Source organism: Brevibacillus sp., from assembly GCF_003521185.1.
GTDB classification, from domain to species: domain Bacteria; phylum Bacillota; class Bacilli; order Brevibacillales; family Brevibacillaceae; genus Brevibacillus; species Brevibacillus parabrevis.
Window position 1 is genome coordinate 54,651 of record NZ_DOTK01000013.1, and the last position, 17,284, is coordinate 71,934.

Below are 17,284 nucleotides of genomic sequence, written 5' to 3' on the forward strand. Positions count from 1 at the left end.
GCGCGATATAATGAGAGCATCCATAGACAACGAGAGAGAAAGAGGAGGGGAGCTGTTTGTTTGATCTGGCGACAATGAGCACGTTTTTGGCGGTCGTGATCGGCCTTTTTTTAATTCCCGGCCCTGCGGTGCTGCTGACGGCTACACGGACTGTTCAGGGCGGCCGTCGGGCGGGCATCATGGCGGGACTCGGGATCGCGACGGGCGATTTCATTCACACGATTTTTGCCGCGGTTGGTTTGTCGGCGATCTTGATGACATCGGCATGGGCGTTCAACATCGTGAAAATCGCCGGGGCTGTGTACCTCGTCTATTTGGGCATCAAGGCGATCATGGAAAAGCCGAGCGATCCGCAGCTGCCGAAAGTGTCGCCTTTGCCGCCGGGCAAGGCGTATATGCAAGCAATCGTGGCTGAGCTGTTGAATCCGAAGACAGCCCTGTTTTTCCTCGCGTTTTTGCCGCAGTTCGTCCATCCCGAGCGGGGAGCATCTGTGGTGCAGTTTTTGATCCTGGGACTGATTTTTGCGATTCTCGGATTTTTTTACACGACGCTGATCGCTCTGTCGGTTCGTCCGCTGGGGCACTTGGTCAAGCGCATCTCCTGGCTCGGCCGTTGGAGCGGAAAAATCATCGGCTCCGTCTACATTTTGCTTGGCTTGAAAGTAGCTCTGCAACAAAAGTGAGGTTGGCCGCAGCCGCATGTTCGCGGTCGCTAGAGCCATCACAGCCGCTGGCAAGGCAACTGCACAGTGCGACAGCACGAAAAAGCACGAAAAACTCCCTCCTGCTGACACCGGACAATCTCGCCGGACGAAAGCGGAAGGGAGTTTTTTGCGCTATTTGGCTGCAAGCTGCGGGTCGGAGGATTGTGGTGACGCTTGCTTTCCGAGCTGGCCCGGCCTTTTCGTGCGAATGACGATAGCCGTAGCGAGCAAAGCGACCCCGTTGATGATGAACACGTAGCGGATCGGGATGATTCCGCCGAGCACGCCGCCCAGCACAGGGCCGAGCATGGTCGCCAGCTGGTTGACGGATTGGTTCAAACTGAACGCTCTGCCGCGGAACTCAGGGTCGGTCACCTTGACAATCATCGCGTTGATCGAAGGGTACACCGCGGCAAAAAACAAGCCGTACGCGAAGCGCAAAATCCCGAAGCCGGACAGACTGGTGAAGAAAAACTGCAGCAGGTTGCCGACCGCGCCGCCAAGCAAGCCGATGAACAAAATTTTCGTGTAGCCGACTTTGCCGCCGAGCTTACCCCACTGCGGCGCAGCAATGACGGTAGCGATTCCGACCGCGGCGAAAATGATTCCGGCGCTGAGCGATGCTTCCTGCTGCGATGCGCCAAGCTGCAAGACGTACACCGTCAACAGCGGCTCCAGCAGCATGACGGAGATCGTCACCATCAGGCTAAGCCCGAGAATCGTCATCAGCGAGCGGTTGGCGATGGCCGAGCGCAAATCTTCCCGCACATTGGAACGGCTGCCTGAGCGGTTCATATTCGTCTCCTTGACGAGGAAGGTAGCGATGAGCGCCGCTACGAGCACCACGCAGCCGGAGAAAAGGAACGCTTCCGCATTGCCCCACGCATGGCTGACGACTCCGCCGACCAGCGGCCCGACAATCCCGCCTGTTGCGCCGGAGGTAGCCATGACGCCGAGCGCGTAGCCGACGTTTTTTTCCGGAGTATTGGTGGCTACAAGGGCAATTGCTGCCGGAACATATCCAGCCAGAAGGCCCTGAAACACACGCAGTACCAGGAAAAGGTAAGGATCTGTAATAAAGTAAGTCAGGAAATACAGCAAAGCCAGGCTAAAACCGGAGCGGATCAACATCGGTTTTCGCCCGTATTTGTCTGCCAGCGAGCCCCAGTACGGCGAGATCAGGGCGCTGGCCAAAAACGTAATGCCGAACGAGATACCAGACCAGGCTTCCAAATGCTCGTGAACACCCAAAGATGTATGGAGGAAGATGGGCAAGAATGGTATGGAGATCGAGTAGGCCGTGCTGCAAAAAAAGACGCCGACCCATAGTACAAACAAATTGCGCTTCCATGAAAATTCCATCTTTCTGTCACAACCTTTGCCGCATAGAAGCAGGGGAATTTAATATTGATCATTCTAGCACTGGTTTTCCGTACTGACCAATCAAGAATTGTGATCGGACTATTGCAAAATTGAAATAAGCAAAAAACCTTGACGTTCGACAAGCATGAAAAAGTCGCATAAAAAGCCCCTCTTTTCGCAAGCGAGCTGTGCGCTTTTTCCTGCAAAAAGAGGGGAGCTGTTCGTAGTTAATGTCCAGCCGGAACGCTGATTCCGAGCTGATCCACGAGCTGTTTGCTTTCATCGTTCAAACCTGTGATCACGACGAATTTATCCAGCTCGCGGTATTTGGCGACGACCTTGGAGATAGCGGTTACAGCTGACATATCCCAGACATGCGAGCGGGAAAAATCGATGACAATTTGCCCTGGATCATCCTGAAAATCAAATTGCTCGATAAAATGCGTCATCGTACCGAAGAACAATTGTCCGGAAATGACGTACACTTTTTCGCCCAGCTCACTCTTGTACGAAGTGGAATGCAGCCGGGCCATTTTCCAGCCAAAAATCAGGGCGCTGAGCACGACGCCAGAGAGGACGCCTTTTGCCAAATCGTGTGTGGCTACGACGACGAGAACCGTTGCGACCATGACGACAGCATCGCCGAGCGGCATTTTTCGCAGGTCGAGCACAGACTTCCAGTTGAAAGTGCCGATGGAAACCATCACCATGACGCCGACGAGCGCGGCCATCGGGATTTGTTTCACGACATCGCCCAAGACGAGAATCAAAAACAGCAGAAACACGCCGGCTACCAATGTGGACAAGCGGCCTCGCCCGCCAGATTTGACGTTGATCACAGACTGGCCGATCATGGCACAACCCGCCATCCCGCCGAAAAATCCGGTGACAATGTTGGCGATTCCTTGCCCTTTGACTTCCTTGTTTTTATCGCTGCGCGTATCCGTCATCTCATCGAGAATCGCCGCAGTCATGAGCGATTCCAAAATCCCGACCAGTGCGAGCGGAAGCGAGTACGGCAAAATGATCAAAAGCGTTTCCATGTCGAGCGGCACCACAGGGGCGTGAAACAGCGGGAGCTGGCGCGTGATCTCGCCCATGTCGCCGACTGTGCGCATATCCAGTCCACAGAGGATGGTCAGGGCAGTCATGAAGACAATCGCGACGAGAGCAGACGGTACTGCTTTGGTCAGGCGCGGCAACAAATAAATAATCGCGAGCGTCCCTGCCAGCATGGCGTACATCGTCCATGATGCCCCGACAAAATGCGGCAGTTGCGCCATGAAAATGAGAATCGCAAGCGCGTTGACAAACCCGATCACAACGGTGTGCGGGACAAAAGTCATCAGGCGACCGATTTTACAGGCGCCGAATACGATTTGCAAAAGTCCGGTCAGGATAGTGGCTGCAAACAAATACTCGATCCCGTGTTCCTTGACGAGCGTAATCATCAGCAGGGCCATGGCACCCGTCGCAGCCGAGATCATCCCGGGACGCCCGCCGACAAACGCAATCGTCACGGCAATGCAAAAAGACGCGTACAAGCCGACCATCGGATTGACCCCGGCAATAATCGAGAAGGCAATCGCTTCGGGAATCAAAGCGAGCGCGACGGTAACGCCGGCCAGCACGTCAGCGCGGACGTTTGCAAACCAGTCCAGTTTCCATTGGGTAAGATTCAAAACGGTACCTCTTTTCTGTTCAGTATGGTGACTTTCCCCTTTCAGAAAAGTCGGGGCCGTTTTTCACAAGTCACTATTATAAGAAAAACCCCTCACGATATCCAGCCTTTTTTGTTCAGGTGCAGACAAGGGCAGCAGAAGCAGCCGGAGGGGTTCCTGCTTATCGCGATCTGTCGCGCCTAGCAGAAGGAAGCTCGCGTCCAACCGGGAAAGCGTACAATGGCCAGAAACGAAACGGCTCGAAATGGCTGGCCGTTTCTTCTTGTTCGAAGCGGATGCTTTTTCGGGCTTTCTTTGGATAGGGGCGATCGTCCCGTCTTTGGCGAAGTGCCGTGCCGCTTTGCCGCCGGAAAGATATATTGGCAAAAGAGACACTGGCAAGGCTACTTTGTACAGGAAAGGGGATTAACGCTTATGCCGTTTCACTCCTCCAAGTGGGCATTGCACAACTATTACTCCCGTTCCGCAAGTTTGAGAAGGTATTTGCCGCCCACTGCGATATTCAGCCGCAAAACGCTGCGCGATTACATGTCCCGTTATTCCTCCGTATTCATCAAGCCGGACAACGAGCACATGGGCAGGGGCGTAATCAAGGCGTGGAAGGAAAAGGGCCGCTACACATTCGTGAAAGAAAAGGGTTCCCAAAAGCACGCCAGCTCGATTGATCAACTGTACAAAAAGGTTCGCCAAAAAAGCGGCAGCACCCGGCATATTATCCAAAAAACCATTCCGCTCGCCAAAGTGCACGGCAGGCGGTTTGATATCCGGGTCATGATGATGCGCAATGCCGCCGGGAAGTGGGAATTTGCCGCGATGCTGGCAAAAGTGGCAGGGAAGGACAGCATCATTACGAATGTGCGCCGCGGGGGCGGTTATGCGCTGAAAGTCAGCACGGCTTTGGCTCCGACACTGTCCAAGGCACAAATCGAGCGTGTCACGAAGCGGCTGATCCAGCTTGGATACGAGATCAGCGCACATTTTAACCAGTTCAAGCGCCGCTCTGAGCTGGGCATCGACTTCGCCGTGGATCGTTCAGGGCGAATTTATTTGATCGAAGTGAATCATGAGGTTCCTTCGCATGTCCTGTTTTTGCGCTTGAAGGACAAAGCGCCTTATCGCAATATAAGACGATTGGCACGCGCCTATCGAAACAGGAAGAAATGAGACAGCGAGCGCAAAAGGCCGTCCGGTCTTTTGCTTTTCCAAAGCAGACAAGCCCACCTGGCAAACTGCACTTTCAGCAAATCACTGGCAAATTCCTGATCGATCTTCAAAAGAAATCCAGCTATAATGAAAATGATTTTCAAAAACATTGGGGAGCTGTGTTTATGTAGCTTGTCAACGAGAGAGGAGTGGCTGCGATGCTTCGCAGATTTTTTTCTTATTACCGGCCTTATCGCGGATTGTTTGTGCTCGATTTTACGTGCGCGATTTTCGTCGCTCTTCTGGAGCTGGGATTTCCGCTTGCTGTGAACATGGTTGTCGATCAGCTTTTGCCAAGCAAAGACTGGGAGCTGATCATGTGGGCCTGTCTCGGGCTGCTCGTCCTGTACGCAATCAATGCCGGGATGAACTACGTCGTGACGTATTGGGGGCACATGCTAGGCATAAACATCGAGACGGATATGCGCAAACAGTTGTATGACCATATCCAGAAGCTGTCCTTCCGCTTTTTCGACAATACGAAGACAGGACATCTGTTGTCTCGCCTGACCAATGACTTGATGGAAATTGGCGAGGTTGCCCACCACGGGCCGGAGGACTTGTTCATTGCAATCATGACGCTGGTTGGAGCCTTTATTTTGATGTTCAGCATCAATGAAGAAATGGCGTTGCTTACGTTTGTGGTGATCCCCATCATGACGTTTTTTGTCGTGTACTTCAACCGCAAAATGACGAAAGCTTTCCACCGCTTGTATGGCGACATGGCTGATTTCAATGCCCGCGTCGAAGACAATGTGGGCGGTATGCGCGTGATTCAGGCATTCGCCAACGAAAGCTTTGAAAAGGAGCGCTTTGCGGAAAACAACCTGCGCTTTCGCCTGACCAAGCTGTTGTCCTACAAAATCATGGCGCAAAACGCTTCGGTCAGCTACATTTTGATGCGTCTGGTCATTTTGTTCGTGCTGATTTGCGGAAGCTGGTTCGTCATCGAAGGTTCGCTCTCCTACGGGGAGTTTGTCGCGTTTTTGCTGTTGACGAACGTCTTTTTCCGCCCGTTGGAGAAAATCAACGCGATCATCGAAAGTTACCCGAAAGGCATTGCCGGTTTCAAGCGTTACATAGAAATCATGGATACGGCGCCTGATATTGCCGATGCTCCCGATGCCGTCAAGGTCGAGGCACTTGCGGGCGATATCGAATACAAGGGTGTTTCGTTCGGTTACGAGCACGAAGCGAATGTGTTGCAAAAGATCGATTTGCAGATTCGCGCAGGGGAAACGGTAGCTTTTGTCGGCCCGTCTGGCGCTGGGAAGACGACATTGTGCAGCTTGCTGCCACGCTTTTACGAGGTGCAGGATGGCAGCATTACGATCGACGGGCTGGATATCCGCAAAATGACACTGGCTTCGCTGCGCAGCCAGATCGGGATCGTACAGCAGGACGTGTTCTTGTTCTCTGGCACGATCCGGGAAAATATCGCCTACGGCAAGCAGCAGGCATCGGAAGAAGAGATTTGGCAGGCAGCACGGCGAGCCAAGCTGGAAGATTTTATCCGCTCGCAGCCGACTGGCCTGGATACTGTTATCGGCGAGCGCGGCGTGAAGCTGTCCGGGGGGCAAAAACAACGGCTCGCGATTGCCCGCATGTTCTTGAAAAACCCGCCGATTCTCATCCTGGACGAAGCGACCTCGGCGCTGGACACGGAGACGGAAGCAGCGATCCAGCAATCGCTTGCGGAATTGTCGCAAGGCCGGACGACACTGGTGATTGCCCACCGCTTGGCGACGATCAAAAATGCCGATCGCATCGTTGTCGTGACAGAGCAAGGCATCACAGAGCAGGGGAACCATGAGCAGCTGCTGGCCCAGGACGGCATTTACAGCCGGTTGTACCACGCGCAGTTCGGTTCGTACCTGGAGCAGACGCAGAGCGCTTTTTCCAGATAAGCCATTTTTCGTGTACTGCGGTGAAGGGGGCACCTTCATGGGTGTCGCCCCTGCCGTTTTCCCCAACCGAAAAAAGAAAGGAAGATCATGCTTGTTAAGCTGGAACGAATATTTTTTAGCAGAGCATTTTCGCCTGACGTCAGAGCTGAGAGCGGATACGTTGCTTTCCATGAAAGCGAGCGACCTGGTGAAGCCGGAAAACATGGATCAGCTGGTTAGCCTGTACGCTCCGCTCATCAAGGCCAACGACAGCAAACCTGTCGGCACGTACATCGGGGGCTGGCTGGGCGGCGTGGCGCTCGGATTGCAGTACATGCAGTCGGTGTGGAACGTTTCGCTCCACCTGTCGCTCGATCAACTGACTGTGCAGCTTTACGTTGCAGATGACTATGCCCAGTTTTCCTTTGTCGTAGACGAATGGAACAAAGTCGAGGCACCGGAAACCGGGCGTGCAGCTTGGCTGGATCAGCAATACCGCGCGTTTTACCAGCATATCTTGCAACCGTTGATCCAGTCGCTTGCCAAGGCTACGGATAACCCGGAAAAGCTGATCTGGGGGCAATTGCCGACCAGATTCAATTACTATCTGGATTACTTCGTGGAGCAGAGTCAAGACGAGCGCGTCCGGCAGCATTTGCGCGATGACTACGACTCTCTCTGTCGGCAACTCGAAGGAGCGTGCTTCGGTCTGGACAAAAATCCGTTCGACGTAAAAGTGCGTTGGGTGGAAGACATGCGCGATCCGAGCAAAAAGGTACGCCTGAAAAATCAATGCTGTTTGTACTATCAGACCGGGGAAGGACAATATTGCTATACGTGTCCGCGGCTGAAGGAAGACGCGCGCGCCGTTCGCAGACAGGCGGCCTTGCAAGCTTGAGCAAGCGAAAGAGCATGGCAAAAAAGCACCCTCTTCTTGTGAGAGGGTGTTTGTCGTTGTTGCGGATATCTGGACAGGGTATGCATTCTTCCTATAAAGTAGAAAGAGAGAAAGAGTCAGAATAGTTCGGAATTGCAAAGCTTGAAATGGCTGATCGTGCTTGATGACTAACCAATAGGAGGGAAGTGGTTCGTATTCAAACAATGGACCAGGATGAGCAGAAGCAGAGTGATGAAGACTTGTATCAAGCGATTGTGAACCGCAAGCTCACGCTCCATTACCAGCCTTTTTTCGATTTGAGAACGGGAGGAATGAGGGGGGTGGAGGCGCTTGTCCAATGGCACCACCCAAAGCGGGGATTTTTGTCGCCGAAAGCATTGCTTGGGCTTGCCAAAAGGAGCGGAGTGGTGCATCTGCTGGAAGAATGGGTCTTGCGGGCAGCGTGCGAGCAGTGCAAGCAGTGGATTGATGCCGGTTTTGGGCCGTTGGTCATAGCGGTTAATTTGTCCGCGCATGCTTTTGAGTCTGTCGGACTGGCGGACACCGTCCAGGCGATTCTCCGCGATTGTCAATTGCCTGCCCGCTATCTGGAACTGGAAATTACGGAAGAGGCAAAGACGCATGGGGAGAGGATGATGGTGCTTTCCCAACTGAAGCAGCTTGGCGTCCAGGTAAGTCTGGACCACTTTGGGAGAGGAGCCAGCTCTATCTCGGTTATCTCGCGCATGCCTTTGGATAAGTTGAAAATAGATTCCTCCCTGATCCAGCAAGCGACGACAGATTCTGCTCAGGAGATGGCGGTCAAATCGCTTTTGGCGGTCGCACGAGCCATGGATATCCAGGCGACAGTCGATGGCGTAGAGCATCGCGAGCAAGTGGAGCTTTTGCTGAAACTGGATTGCGATCTCGCACAAGGTCATTATTTTTGTGAACCGCTTTCGGCCGACGAGCTGGAAGTGCGAATGCGAGAACAAGGAAAAGCCATGCTTGACCTGGCCGTGCATGCACACAAGGAGCGGGGCGAGCCTTTCGTCTACTTGCGAGAGGTGATGCGCAATCAGCAAGGAATGACATTTACGTTTCGCAAACAGGACGCGACGTTCATCCACACGTTTTGCGCCGGAGAATTGATCTATCGCATCGGCTTGACGCCAGAGCAAGTGGTAGGCAGCGAGTTGCGCGATATTTTACCGATGCAGGAGGCTCTGCGCAAGACGATGTATTACGAGCGGGCATGGAGTGGCGAAGAACATGTCACATACGAAGGTGTCGTCAATGGCGTCTGCTATCTGGCAGCCATGCGGCCGATTTTTCGCGATGGCCGTGTGAAGGAAGTGATTGCCTCCTGTGTCGACATCACCGAACTGAAAAAAGCAGAAGAAGCAAAGCGGGTAAGCGAAGCCAAGTACCGTCTGATAGCGGAAAACATATCGGATATGATCGTGGTCATCGATTGCCACGGATATGTTACATACGTGTCGCCGTCCGTTCGCGCCGTGCTGGAGGTAGCTCCGGAGGTTCTCCTGCATCAAAACCTGCAAAACTTATTGCCAGCCGAACAGTTGAAACGGGTTTGGCAGACGTTTCAGGAAATTATGGAGTGGAAGCTGCCGCGGCTGATTACGTTCTCCTGCCAGCATAAAAATGGCAGCAAGCTCATTTTGGAGGCAAAAGGAACGCCTGTCCAGAGCGAGCAAGGAGAAGTGTCGCAAGTCGTTTTCATCATTCGCAACAGTACAGCCCAGGTGCAAGCGGAGGAGTTTTTGCGCAAAATGGACAAGCTGACGGTCGTTGGTCAGCTGGCCGCAGGAGTAGCGCACGAAATCAGAAATCCGGTTACCTCGATCAAAGGTTTCGTCCAGCTGTTGCGACGTGATCAATGGAAGAATGAATATTTCGATATCATGCTCGCGGAGTTTCACCAATTGGAAAGCATTTTGCGCGAGTTTGTGTTTTTGACCCAGAAAAGATCGCATCAGTTTGAAGCGCTGTCCATCGCAAACTTGTTGCGCGGCGTTGCCCGGATGGTCCAGGAAGAGGCACCGAACCATCAACTGCTGCTGGATGTGGAAGAGGTGGAGGGGATACGTCTGTGGGGCGATCAAAGCCAAATCAGGCAAGTCTTCATCAATCTGCTGTCCAATGCCGTAGAGTCCATGCCAGATGGAGGCCCGATTCGGATCAAGGCTTTGCGGACAGAGCACGAGCACATCTTGATTCGGATTGTGGACAAAGGCTGCGGCATGTCGGAAGAGAGATTGCAGCGGCTGGGTGAGCCTTTTTACAGTACAAAAGAAAAGGGGACAGGGCTTGGCCTAATGATTACTTATAAAATTATTCAGTATCACGACGGGTACATTCATTTTTCCAGCACGCCGAACAAAGGTACGACGGTTGAAGTGTACTTCCCTTTGAATCGGCCGCCGGATACGGCTTGAAGCGAATAGACTGAAAAAGCAAAAGGTCCGAACGCCAGGCTGGCAGGTCGGACCTTTTGCGCATTGTCATGGACGAGGGCGCTTTTGCTCGGCAAACCGGGTCTGGATCGTCTGCAAAAACCGTTTCCAGACGTCGGGCAAGTCTGCCTTTTGCTGGTCAGAGGACACGGGAACAGAAGTTTTTTCTTCATCTGGAGAGTTCATGGTCACAGTCCTTTCGTATCGTTCCAATCGTGGCGCAGGGCGAACAGCTCGCGCAGCTCAGCCGTAGACAGCTCTGTGATCCACGCTTCCTGGCTGCTGCTGACGATTTGCTGGCTGAGCGACAGCTTCCGCTCCATCATTTCATCAATCCGCTCTTCGATGGTGCCGAGTGAAATGAACTTGTACACTTGGACATTGCGGCGTTGCCCGATCCGGTGCGCCCGGTCGGTAGCCTGGTTTTCCACAGCCGGATTCCACCAGCGGTCGACGTGAATGACGTGGTTGGCTTCGGTCAGGTTCAACCCTGTGCCGCCCGCGCGCAGCGAAAGAATAAAGATAGCGCCGCGTTCCTCATCGGGCAGGGACGTATCCTGGAAGCGGGCGATCATCTCGTCGCGCTTTTCTTTTTTGGTCGCCCCGTTCAAAAAGAACACCGGACCGTAGCCTTCGCGCGTCAACACGCGCTGGAGCAAATTGCCCATTTCGATATACTGTGTGAAGATCAGGCAGCGCTCGTTTTTTTGCCGAATTTCCTCGATCAACTCCAGAAGTCTTTCGAGCTTGTGGGAGCGGCTTGCTTCATCTGCAGTCGTGATCTCGTTCAAGATCAGCGCGGGATGGTCGCACAGCTGCTTCAACCGGGTCAATGTCGTGAGAATCAGACCGCGCCGTTCCATGGCGGAGACGTTTTCCATCCGCGAAAACATTTCCTGAATCGCTGTTTCATAGAGCGCACCTTGCTCGGCGGTCAACGGAACGTATTCCTTGCTCTCGTTTTTCTCCGGCAGATCAAGCTGGATGGCTGGATCGGTCTTGGCCCGGCGCAGCAAAAACGGCTGAATGAGCCGCTGCACGGTCTGAATCAGCTGCTGATCGCGGTCGCGCTCAATCGGCTGCACAAAGCGGTGCGTAAATTCGCCCAGACTGCCCAAATAGCCGGGATTGAGGAAATCAAAGATCGACCAAAGCTCGCTCAATCGATTTTCGATCGGCGTTCCCGTCAGCGCGATGCGGTGCCACGCCTTCAAGTCCCTGACGGCGGATGCCTGCTTCGTGTAGGCGTTTTTGATGTTTTGCGCCTCGTCCAGACAAATCGTACTCCAGGTGATCGTGGACAGCTCCTGTTCGTCGAGATGGGAGAGGGCATAGGACGTGATGACCAGATCGGCCCCCGCGATGGCAGGCTCGAACTCTGCTTTTTTGGGACGATTGTTCCCATAGTGAATGAACACTTTCAACGAAGGGGCAAACCGCTGCAATTCCTTCTGCCAATTGCCGATGACCGACGTCGGACAGATGAGCAGCGAAGGCGACTGGCTCGCGCCGGAAGCCTTTACGTGCAGCAAGTACGTGATGAACTGCACCGTTTTTCCCAGCCCCATGTCGTCAGCGAGACACGCTCCCAAGCCGAATTGCCGCAAAAACAACAGCCACGAGCTTCCTTCCAACTGATAGTTGCGCAGCGTCCCGTGAAAAGCGTCCGGCTGGGGCAAAATCGGGATGCGCTTCGTCTCCTGCAAACGGTGCATCAGCTCCAGCAGATGGGCATTGAGCTGGATTTCCACGGTGAGCGGGTACGGTTCATCCGGATCGTGGTCGTCAGGCGATTCCTCGACCTCGGTATTGGTGGTGAGATGCATGCTCATCACGTCGCGCAAGGTCAGGCCGTTTTTGGCGTTCGTTTTTTGCAACGCTTGCTGAAGCTCAGCAAACAGATCGGGCGTGAGCTGAACCCAATGCCCTCTTATTTTCAGCAGCCGTTGCTTTTGGCGAATCAGCTGGGCAAACTCTTCTTCGCTCAGCTCGACAGGCCCGAGGGCGAGCTTCCATTCGAAGTCCATGACTTGGGAGATGCCGAGAAAAGACTGTCTGCTCGCACCGACAGACGAGGAAACTTTTGCCTTGAGCTTTGGTTTGACCCGGCGTACTTGCTCCCACCAGGCGGGCAAAAAGACGTGAATGCCCGCTTGCACGAGTTGCAGGCTGCAAGAGGTAAGAAAAATCCACGCCTCCTCATTCGTGAGCTGGGTGCGCAGTTCAGTCCGTTCACCTGCACCGGATCGTTGCCAAGGAAAAATCTCGCGGCATTTTTCCAGATCGCTCTGCAGGCGCCGCCAATGCTCTTTCCATTCCAGCGGGATTTTCGCCATTTGCGCAGTAGCCGCCCCCAACAAATGAGGCTCGATCACGAACAGCCGATCCGGTTCTTCCCGGTCCTGCAAGTAAATTTGCAGCAGCCAGTCGCTTTCCGAATGGGCAGGCTCGATAATTTGCAAACAAGTGCGAAACGGCGTCACATCCGGGAGCCAGCCGATCGATTGCAGCCATTCTCCTTCTTGCAAATGGACGGAAAGCTCGTCGCCCGCAACCAACAGAGCGGGAAAATGGGCGACAAGCTGATCCCAGGCACGCCCGACTTCTCCAGGCGCATCGACCAATTCTTCGAGGACGTGCGAGAGCCACCTGTCGCCGTAGGAGGGGAGCGTCGAAGGAGCAGGCTCCGCTTTCCAGCCAAACCGCCCCCGTTTCCATTCGGCAAAATCGGGGAGGATGGCACCGGCGGCAAGCGTATGCGTCAGTGTGACAGCCGCATCGCGGTACTCCGAAAAACGCTCGTCCACAGAGTAACTCCCGTGCAAGAGCCATGGCGGATCGGAAAAAAAGGACAGGGCCTCCAGCGGACTGAGCAGCAAGCCTTGCTCGTTTTTTTCCACAAATGTGCCGTAGTAGGATGATTCATCCCAGGCAAAAAGCGCTGCCGCAACCTCCTCCGGATCGATTGCCTGACCTTCTTGATCGCATCCGGCGATGAGAAAACGGCCGTCTGCCAAAAGCTCCGCTGTTAGCACCATGGTTGTAACCGTGTTCATAGATTCAGATTTCCTCTCCTTAGCTCCTCCTGGAAAGCCCGCAGGCGGTTGTGCTTGGCAGACAGTCTGTCCACGAAGCGTTCCCAGTCGGCCTCCTGATCTGCCTTGGCGTAGGTGGCGCGCCCTCTTTTCAACAGTTTGATCGCTTCTTTGTAAGCCGTGCGATTGCGCTCGCGAATCAGCCGATTCACTTCACGCACATAGTACGGATACAACAGGGCAGGATCGGCTTCCTCGATCTCTTTCAACTGGACAGCCGAGAGATCGGCAAATGGGACCCGAAAAGACATCTGCAAGTCGATCCATGACTTGAACTGCTTTTCCTCATACAAATAGAGCGCGTATTCGGGATAGCTGCTGGGCAAAAACGTTTTCAGCATCGCTCCGCACTCGGCTTCTCGACCGACCTGTTTCATCGCTTCCCGCCAGACCGTGAGCACAAAGCGGTACTGCTGCGCTTCTGCTTGGCCGATCCGTCCGGTAAGGGCTGTTGTCCAGTCCAGGAAACGTTGCCACTGCGCTTCGCGGGCAAAAGCTTTCATGTACGGCAAATAAAAAGCCAGGGGCAGGCGACGCATGGGCATCCAGACAGCCAAGGCGAGATCGTCCTGCCGATCCATCACGGAAAAGTGGGCGCGAAGCAAGCGGGCTTTTTCCAGCACCGCCTCTGACGTATTAGGCGAAGCGATCGTCTCGTCAAGCTCCGCTTTCTCCTGCTCGATCCACTCGGGGGCGTCAAGCAGCGACCACCAGACCAGGCGATAGGCGTACACCCAATAAAGCGAGGAGAGGTCGTTTTCCTTCCAACGGCGGATGATCGTGAGCGTCTCTTCCAGCGCAAGCCGATGTTTGCTCCACAAAGCCTGCCGATCGGAGAAATAGATCGCGCCCTCCAATTGCTCCAGCAATCGTTCCGCGGTTTGGGCGAGATCCGGGTACCAGTGGGACTGCCGATACGTTTGGACGTATTGCTGCAATTTTTGCAGGTGAAACAAATTGGCGTGGATGTGGAACAGTTGGGCGCGTTCGGTCGGCCAGCCAGCGGTCACGGACAACACGTTTTGATAGCTGGAAAAAATCTCGGAGGAAGCGCGGAACGATTCCATCGCCGATAACAAATTGCGCGTCCAGCTCTCGAAAAAGGCCCACCAGTCGTGAACGGAACTGACTGCGGTAAGCCCTGATTGCACAGGAGCGCTCTCGTTTCCTTGCGGCGGGCTGACCGCTGGCCGATAGTTCGGGATGAGCATGGCAGGTGAAAATGTCGCCCGGCGTGGCTGCTGGGCTTTGCCCAAAAAATGGCGCGGGTTTTCAAAGACGCTATACATTTGAAAAAAAGTCGCCGCGATGTGCTTGCAAAGACGGGTGTAGGGGCAGGTACAGGAGCTGCCTTGCACTTCCTCCAAATCGAGGCGCACATGGTACACTTGTGATCCTTGCACATCGCTGCATAGTGTGCGGTTATTCTCGACGCGCGTATTGAAAACAACCCCATCGGAAAAGTACGAATACCCACGCTCGATAATCGTGCCTTCCACATGTTGCAGGACTTGCTCTGCAACAGCTATCGCCTGTTCCCGTGTCAACTCTCTTTGCAACATCTGCTTTGATCCTCCGAACGAAGTGTCATCCCTCCATTATAACGCAAAAGTCGGGTGAATGGAAAAAACAAGCGTATTTACGGTGGCGTCATTCCATTTAAAAAGTAGAACAGCTGCTCATAAAGCGGATCGCCCGATTGGTACAGGCTGACCATTGCCTGTTTGCGCCCGTTTTTGCCAAAAAACCAGCCGCCCGTGTACCAGGCGAGCGGCGAATCGTATTGGAACGGCCCGTAGCTTTGGCCTTGCCGATCTGTTCCGCCAGCAGCTCCGGCCCGCAAATATTCCAGCAGTCGCGCCCGTTTGTCCTGATCATAAGTCACGCCGAGGTCAAATTCGATTTCGACGCCCATTTGCTGGTCGTAGCTGGCAACCGCCGCCGCATCCAGACTTTTTTTCGGATTGAAGTAAGCATTGGGCTGCAAAAAAGCGAGGTCGAAGCCGAGCTGTGACCATTCGTTCCAGCCAGCCGCCTGCTGGTACGGAATCCAGATGCTGCGGAGCGGTTGCCCAGCCATTTTGCAACTGTGGATCGCCGCGTTGACAGCCTGAATCACCCGCCGATCGTCGTACTCTGGTCCTTGGAAGTACAAGCTTTCCTGAAGCCAGTAAAAACCTCTCAGGCATAGGCAATCTTGCCACGGCTTTGTCGCCCAGCGCTCAAGAAACAGGCACATCCAGTCGACGACAGCCTGGATGCGGCACTCGTCGTCACCGAAAACTTGCGGATTCGGGTAAGGCAGCGCAATCCACACATTCGTGCGCGACAACGGCGAACAGCGCACCGCCTGGCACAAGGCATCCAGGTTCCGGTCGCACAAAAACAGCTCATCCATATAGCGCAGCCATTCGTTCCAGTTGGCGGGTGCCTTGTCATGTCGCGCCAAAAAGCGTCCTTCTCCCGACTGGTTCAAAATGCCGAGAGCCAAAAAGAGAAAATCGGTGAACATGACACCATCTGTCAGCCCGGTTGCCGGGTCCGTGTGAAACAGCAGAGGAAGAAAGTCGGTACACTCCCAAAACTGATAGTGCGGCGTTCCGTCCGTGCCGATGCTGTAGCCAGTATACGTGAGGAAAAGTTGATCGATCGGGCTGTTTCGCAGCGAAGGGTAGGGGGCCATGATGCAACACCTCTTTTTCCTCGGATTCATGGCGAAAAGAAACCTTCGCTAACACGTATGTACCTCCATTTGCGAAAAGAAGCTTCATTTTTTGGCGGGATGGGTGTGGCGACTGACGATGTCGTCTGTGATTACCGTCGGCATTATTTTGATCGTGTTTTGGGGATAGCCCGTATTTTAGCAGGAAAACAAGGGCGGATTCGCCAGCCAGCCAGGAAAAACGGCTGGCTATTTTTTTGCCAACCGGGGAAAGCTGATGCAGAAAGAAAAAAACGGGTAAGGATGATTTTCATGGAAGCGGCAAAAACGAGTCCGATTACCCACAGGCGGGCGAAAAAACGAAGGATTGTCACCCGGGCGCTCGCCATTGTGATCGGAGCGCTGATGGTTGCAGTCGGACTGGAAATTTTTCTCGTGCCGAACAATATTATCGACGGCGGCGTGACGGGTCTGTCGATCATGATGTCGCACCTGACCGGGATCAAGCTCGGGGTTTTCCTCTTTCTGCTCAACTTGCCGTTTTTGTTGATCGGCTACAAGCAGATCGGAAAAACGTTCGCGATCTCCACGCTGTTTGGCGTCGCGGTCATGTCGTTGGGCACGAATTTTTTGCACCATGTCCCAAGCCTGACCGACGACTTGCTGTTGTCTGCGGTGTTCGGCGGAATCATAATCGGGATTGGCGTCGGACTGGTGATTCGTGCAGGCGGTTCGCTGGATGGCACTGAAATCGTCGCCATTTTGCTGACGCGGAAAAGTCCTTTTTCGGTCGGCGAGGTCGTGATGTTTTTCAATATTTTTATTCTCGGCAGCGCAGGCTTCATTTTTGGCTGGGATCGGGCGATGTACTCGCTGATTGCCTACTACATCGCTTATAAAATGATTGACTTGACGATGGTCGGACTGGAGCAATCGAGGTCGGTCTGGATCATCAGCGACTTTCCTGACGAGATCGGCGATGCCTTGTCAGCCAGGCTGGGAAGAGGCATTACGTATTTGCGCGGCGAGGGCGGCTATTCCGGCGACGATAAAAAAGTCATTTTCTGTGTGATCACGCGACTGGAGGAAGCGAAGCTGAAGTCGATCGTCGAGGAGATCGACACTTCTGCCTTTCTCGCAATTGGACATATTCACGATGTATCAGGCGGACGGTTCAAGAAAAAGAATATTCACTAACAGCGGGAAGTGTTACGGCAAGCGAACAGCTTGCTTTTTTTGCGTGCAGATAAGAATTTACAAGATTCTTATCCAGTATAAGTGCAACTAAGGCTGCGCCAAAGGCTTGACGCAGCCACGTTTTCTAATGTGGCAAAAG

General features: G+C 53.8%; 12 protein-coding genes. 6 read left to right on the top strand and 6 right to left on the bottom strand.

What is annotated here, in order from left to right; all coding sequences use genetic code 11:
- Nucleotides 1-56: 56 nt before the first annotated feature.
- Nucleotides 57-683: a LysE family translocator gene (locus DEP07_RS03435; protein WP_122963414.1), complete on the top strand. Its 627-nt coding sequence runs from the start codon at nucleotides 57-59 to the stop codon at nucleotides 681-683.
- Between the two features lie 153 nt (nucleotides 684-836).
- On the opposite strand, the gene DEP07_RS03440 is transcribed toward DEP07_RS03435, so the two are convergent.
- Nucleotides 837-2,066: an MFS transporter gene (locus DEP07_RS03440; RefSeq protein ID WP_122963413.1), complete on the bottom strand. Its 1,230-nt coding sequence runs from the start codon at nucleotides 2,064-2,066 to the stop codon at nucleotides 837-839.
- Nucleotides 2,067-2,293: 227 nt separating this feature from the next.
- Complete coding sequence (locus tag DEP07_RS03445) at nucleotides 2,294-3,748, bottom strand: SulP family inorganic anion transporter (RefSeq protein ID WP_287102109.1); 1,455 nt, start codon at nucleotides 3,746-3,748, stop codon at nucleotides 2,294-2,296.
- Nucleotides 3,749-4,162: 414 nt separating this feature from the next.
- Here DEP07_RS03445 and DEP07_RS03450 point away from each other — a divergent pair, with 414 nt between their 5' ends.
- From DEP07_RS03450 to DEP07_RS03465, 4 genes are all read left to right on the top strand, one after another.
- On the top strand, nucleotides 4,163-4,912 hold the full coding sequence (locus tag DEP07_RS03450; protein ID WP_122963411.1) for a YheC/YheD family protein: 750 nt from the start codon (nucleotides 4,163-4,165) through the stop codon (nucleotides 4,910-4,912).
- Between the two features lie 197 nt (nucleotides 4,913-5,109).
- Complete coding sequence (locus DEP07_RS03455) at nucleotides 5,110-6,858, top strand: ABC transporter ATP-binding protein (RefSeq protein WP_122963410.1); 1,749 nt, start codon at nucleotides 5,110-5,112, stop codon at nucleotides 6,856-6,858.
- Between the two features lie 91 nt (nucleotides 6,859-6,949).
- A complete protein-coding gene (locus DEP07_RS03460; RefSeq protein ID WP_287102110.1) occupies nucleotides 6,950-7,735 on the top strand; it encodes an IucA/IucC family C-terminal-domain containing protein in 786 nt (261 codons plus the stop codon).
- Nucleotides 7,736-7,920: 185 nt separating this feature from the next.
- Nucleotides 7,921-10,173 carry an EAL domain-containing protein gene (locus tag DEP07_RS03465; protein ID WP_122963408.1) on the top strand — a complete coding sequence of 751 codons (2,253 nt, stop codon included), beginning with the start codon at nucleotides 7,921-7,923 and terminating at the stop codon, nucleotides 10,171-10,173.
- Nucleotides 10,174-10,239: 66 nt separating this feature from the next.
- Here the strand turns inward: DEP07_RS03465 and DEP07_RS03470 are convergent, their stop codons facing one another.
- The 4 genes from DEP07_RS03470 to DEP07_RS03485 all read right to left on the bottom strand — a co-directional run bounded on the left by DEP07_RS03470 (nucleotide 10,240) and on the right by DEP07_RS03485 (nucleotide 15,969).
- On the bottom strand, nucleotides 10,240-10,377 hold the full coding sequence (locus tag DEP07_RS03470) for a hypothetical protein (protein WP_167470250.1): 138 nt from the start codon (nucleotides 10,375-10,377) through the stop codon (nucleotides 10,240-10,242).
- A gap of 2 nt (nucleotides 10,378-10,379) precedes the next feature.
- Nucleotides 10,380-13,247, bottom strand: a complete 2,868-nt coding sequence (locus tag DEP07_RS03475) for a DEAD/DEAH box helicase (RefSeq protein WP_287102111.1) — start codon at nucleotides 13,245-13,247, stop codon at nucleotides 10,380-10,382.
- A complete protein-coding gene (locus DEP07_RS27790; RefSeq protein ID WP_281868483.1) occupies nucleotides 13,244-14,848 on the bottom strand; it encodes an SWIM zinc finger family protein in 1,605 nt (534 codons plus the stop codon). Before DEP07_RS27790 ends, DEP07_RS03475 begins: the two co-directional genes overlap by 4 nt.
- 77 nt (nucleotides 14,849-14,925) lie before the next feature.
- Nucleotides 14,926-15,969, bottom strand: a complete 1,044-nt coding sequence (locus tag DEP07_RS03485; protein ID WP_173595894.1) for a DUF4855 domain-containing protein — start codon at nucleotides 15,967-15,969, stop codon at nucleotides 14,926-14,928.
- Nucleotides 15,970-16,260: 291 nt separating this feature from the next.
- On the opposite strand from DEP07_RS03485, the gene DEP07_RS03490 reads away from it, so the two are divergent.
- Nucleotides 16,261-17,145 carry a YitT family protein gene (locus DEP07_RS03490; protein WP_122963648.1) on the top strand — a complete coding sequence of 295 codons (885 nt, stop codon included), beginning with the start codon at nucleotides 16,261-16,263 and terminating at the stop codon, nucleotides 17,143-17,145.
- Nucleotides 17,146-17,284: the final 139 nt, after the last annotated feature.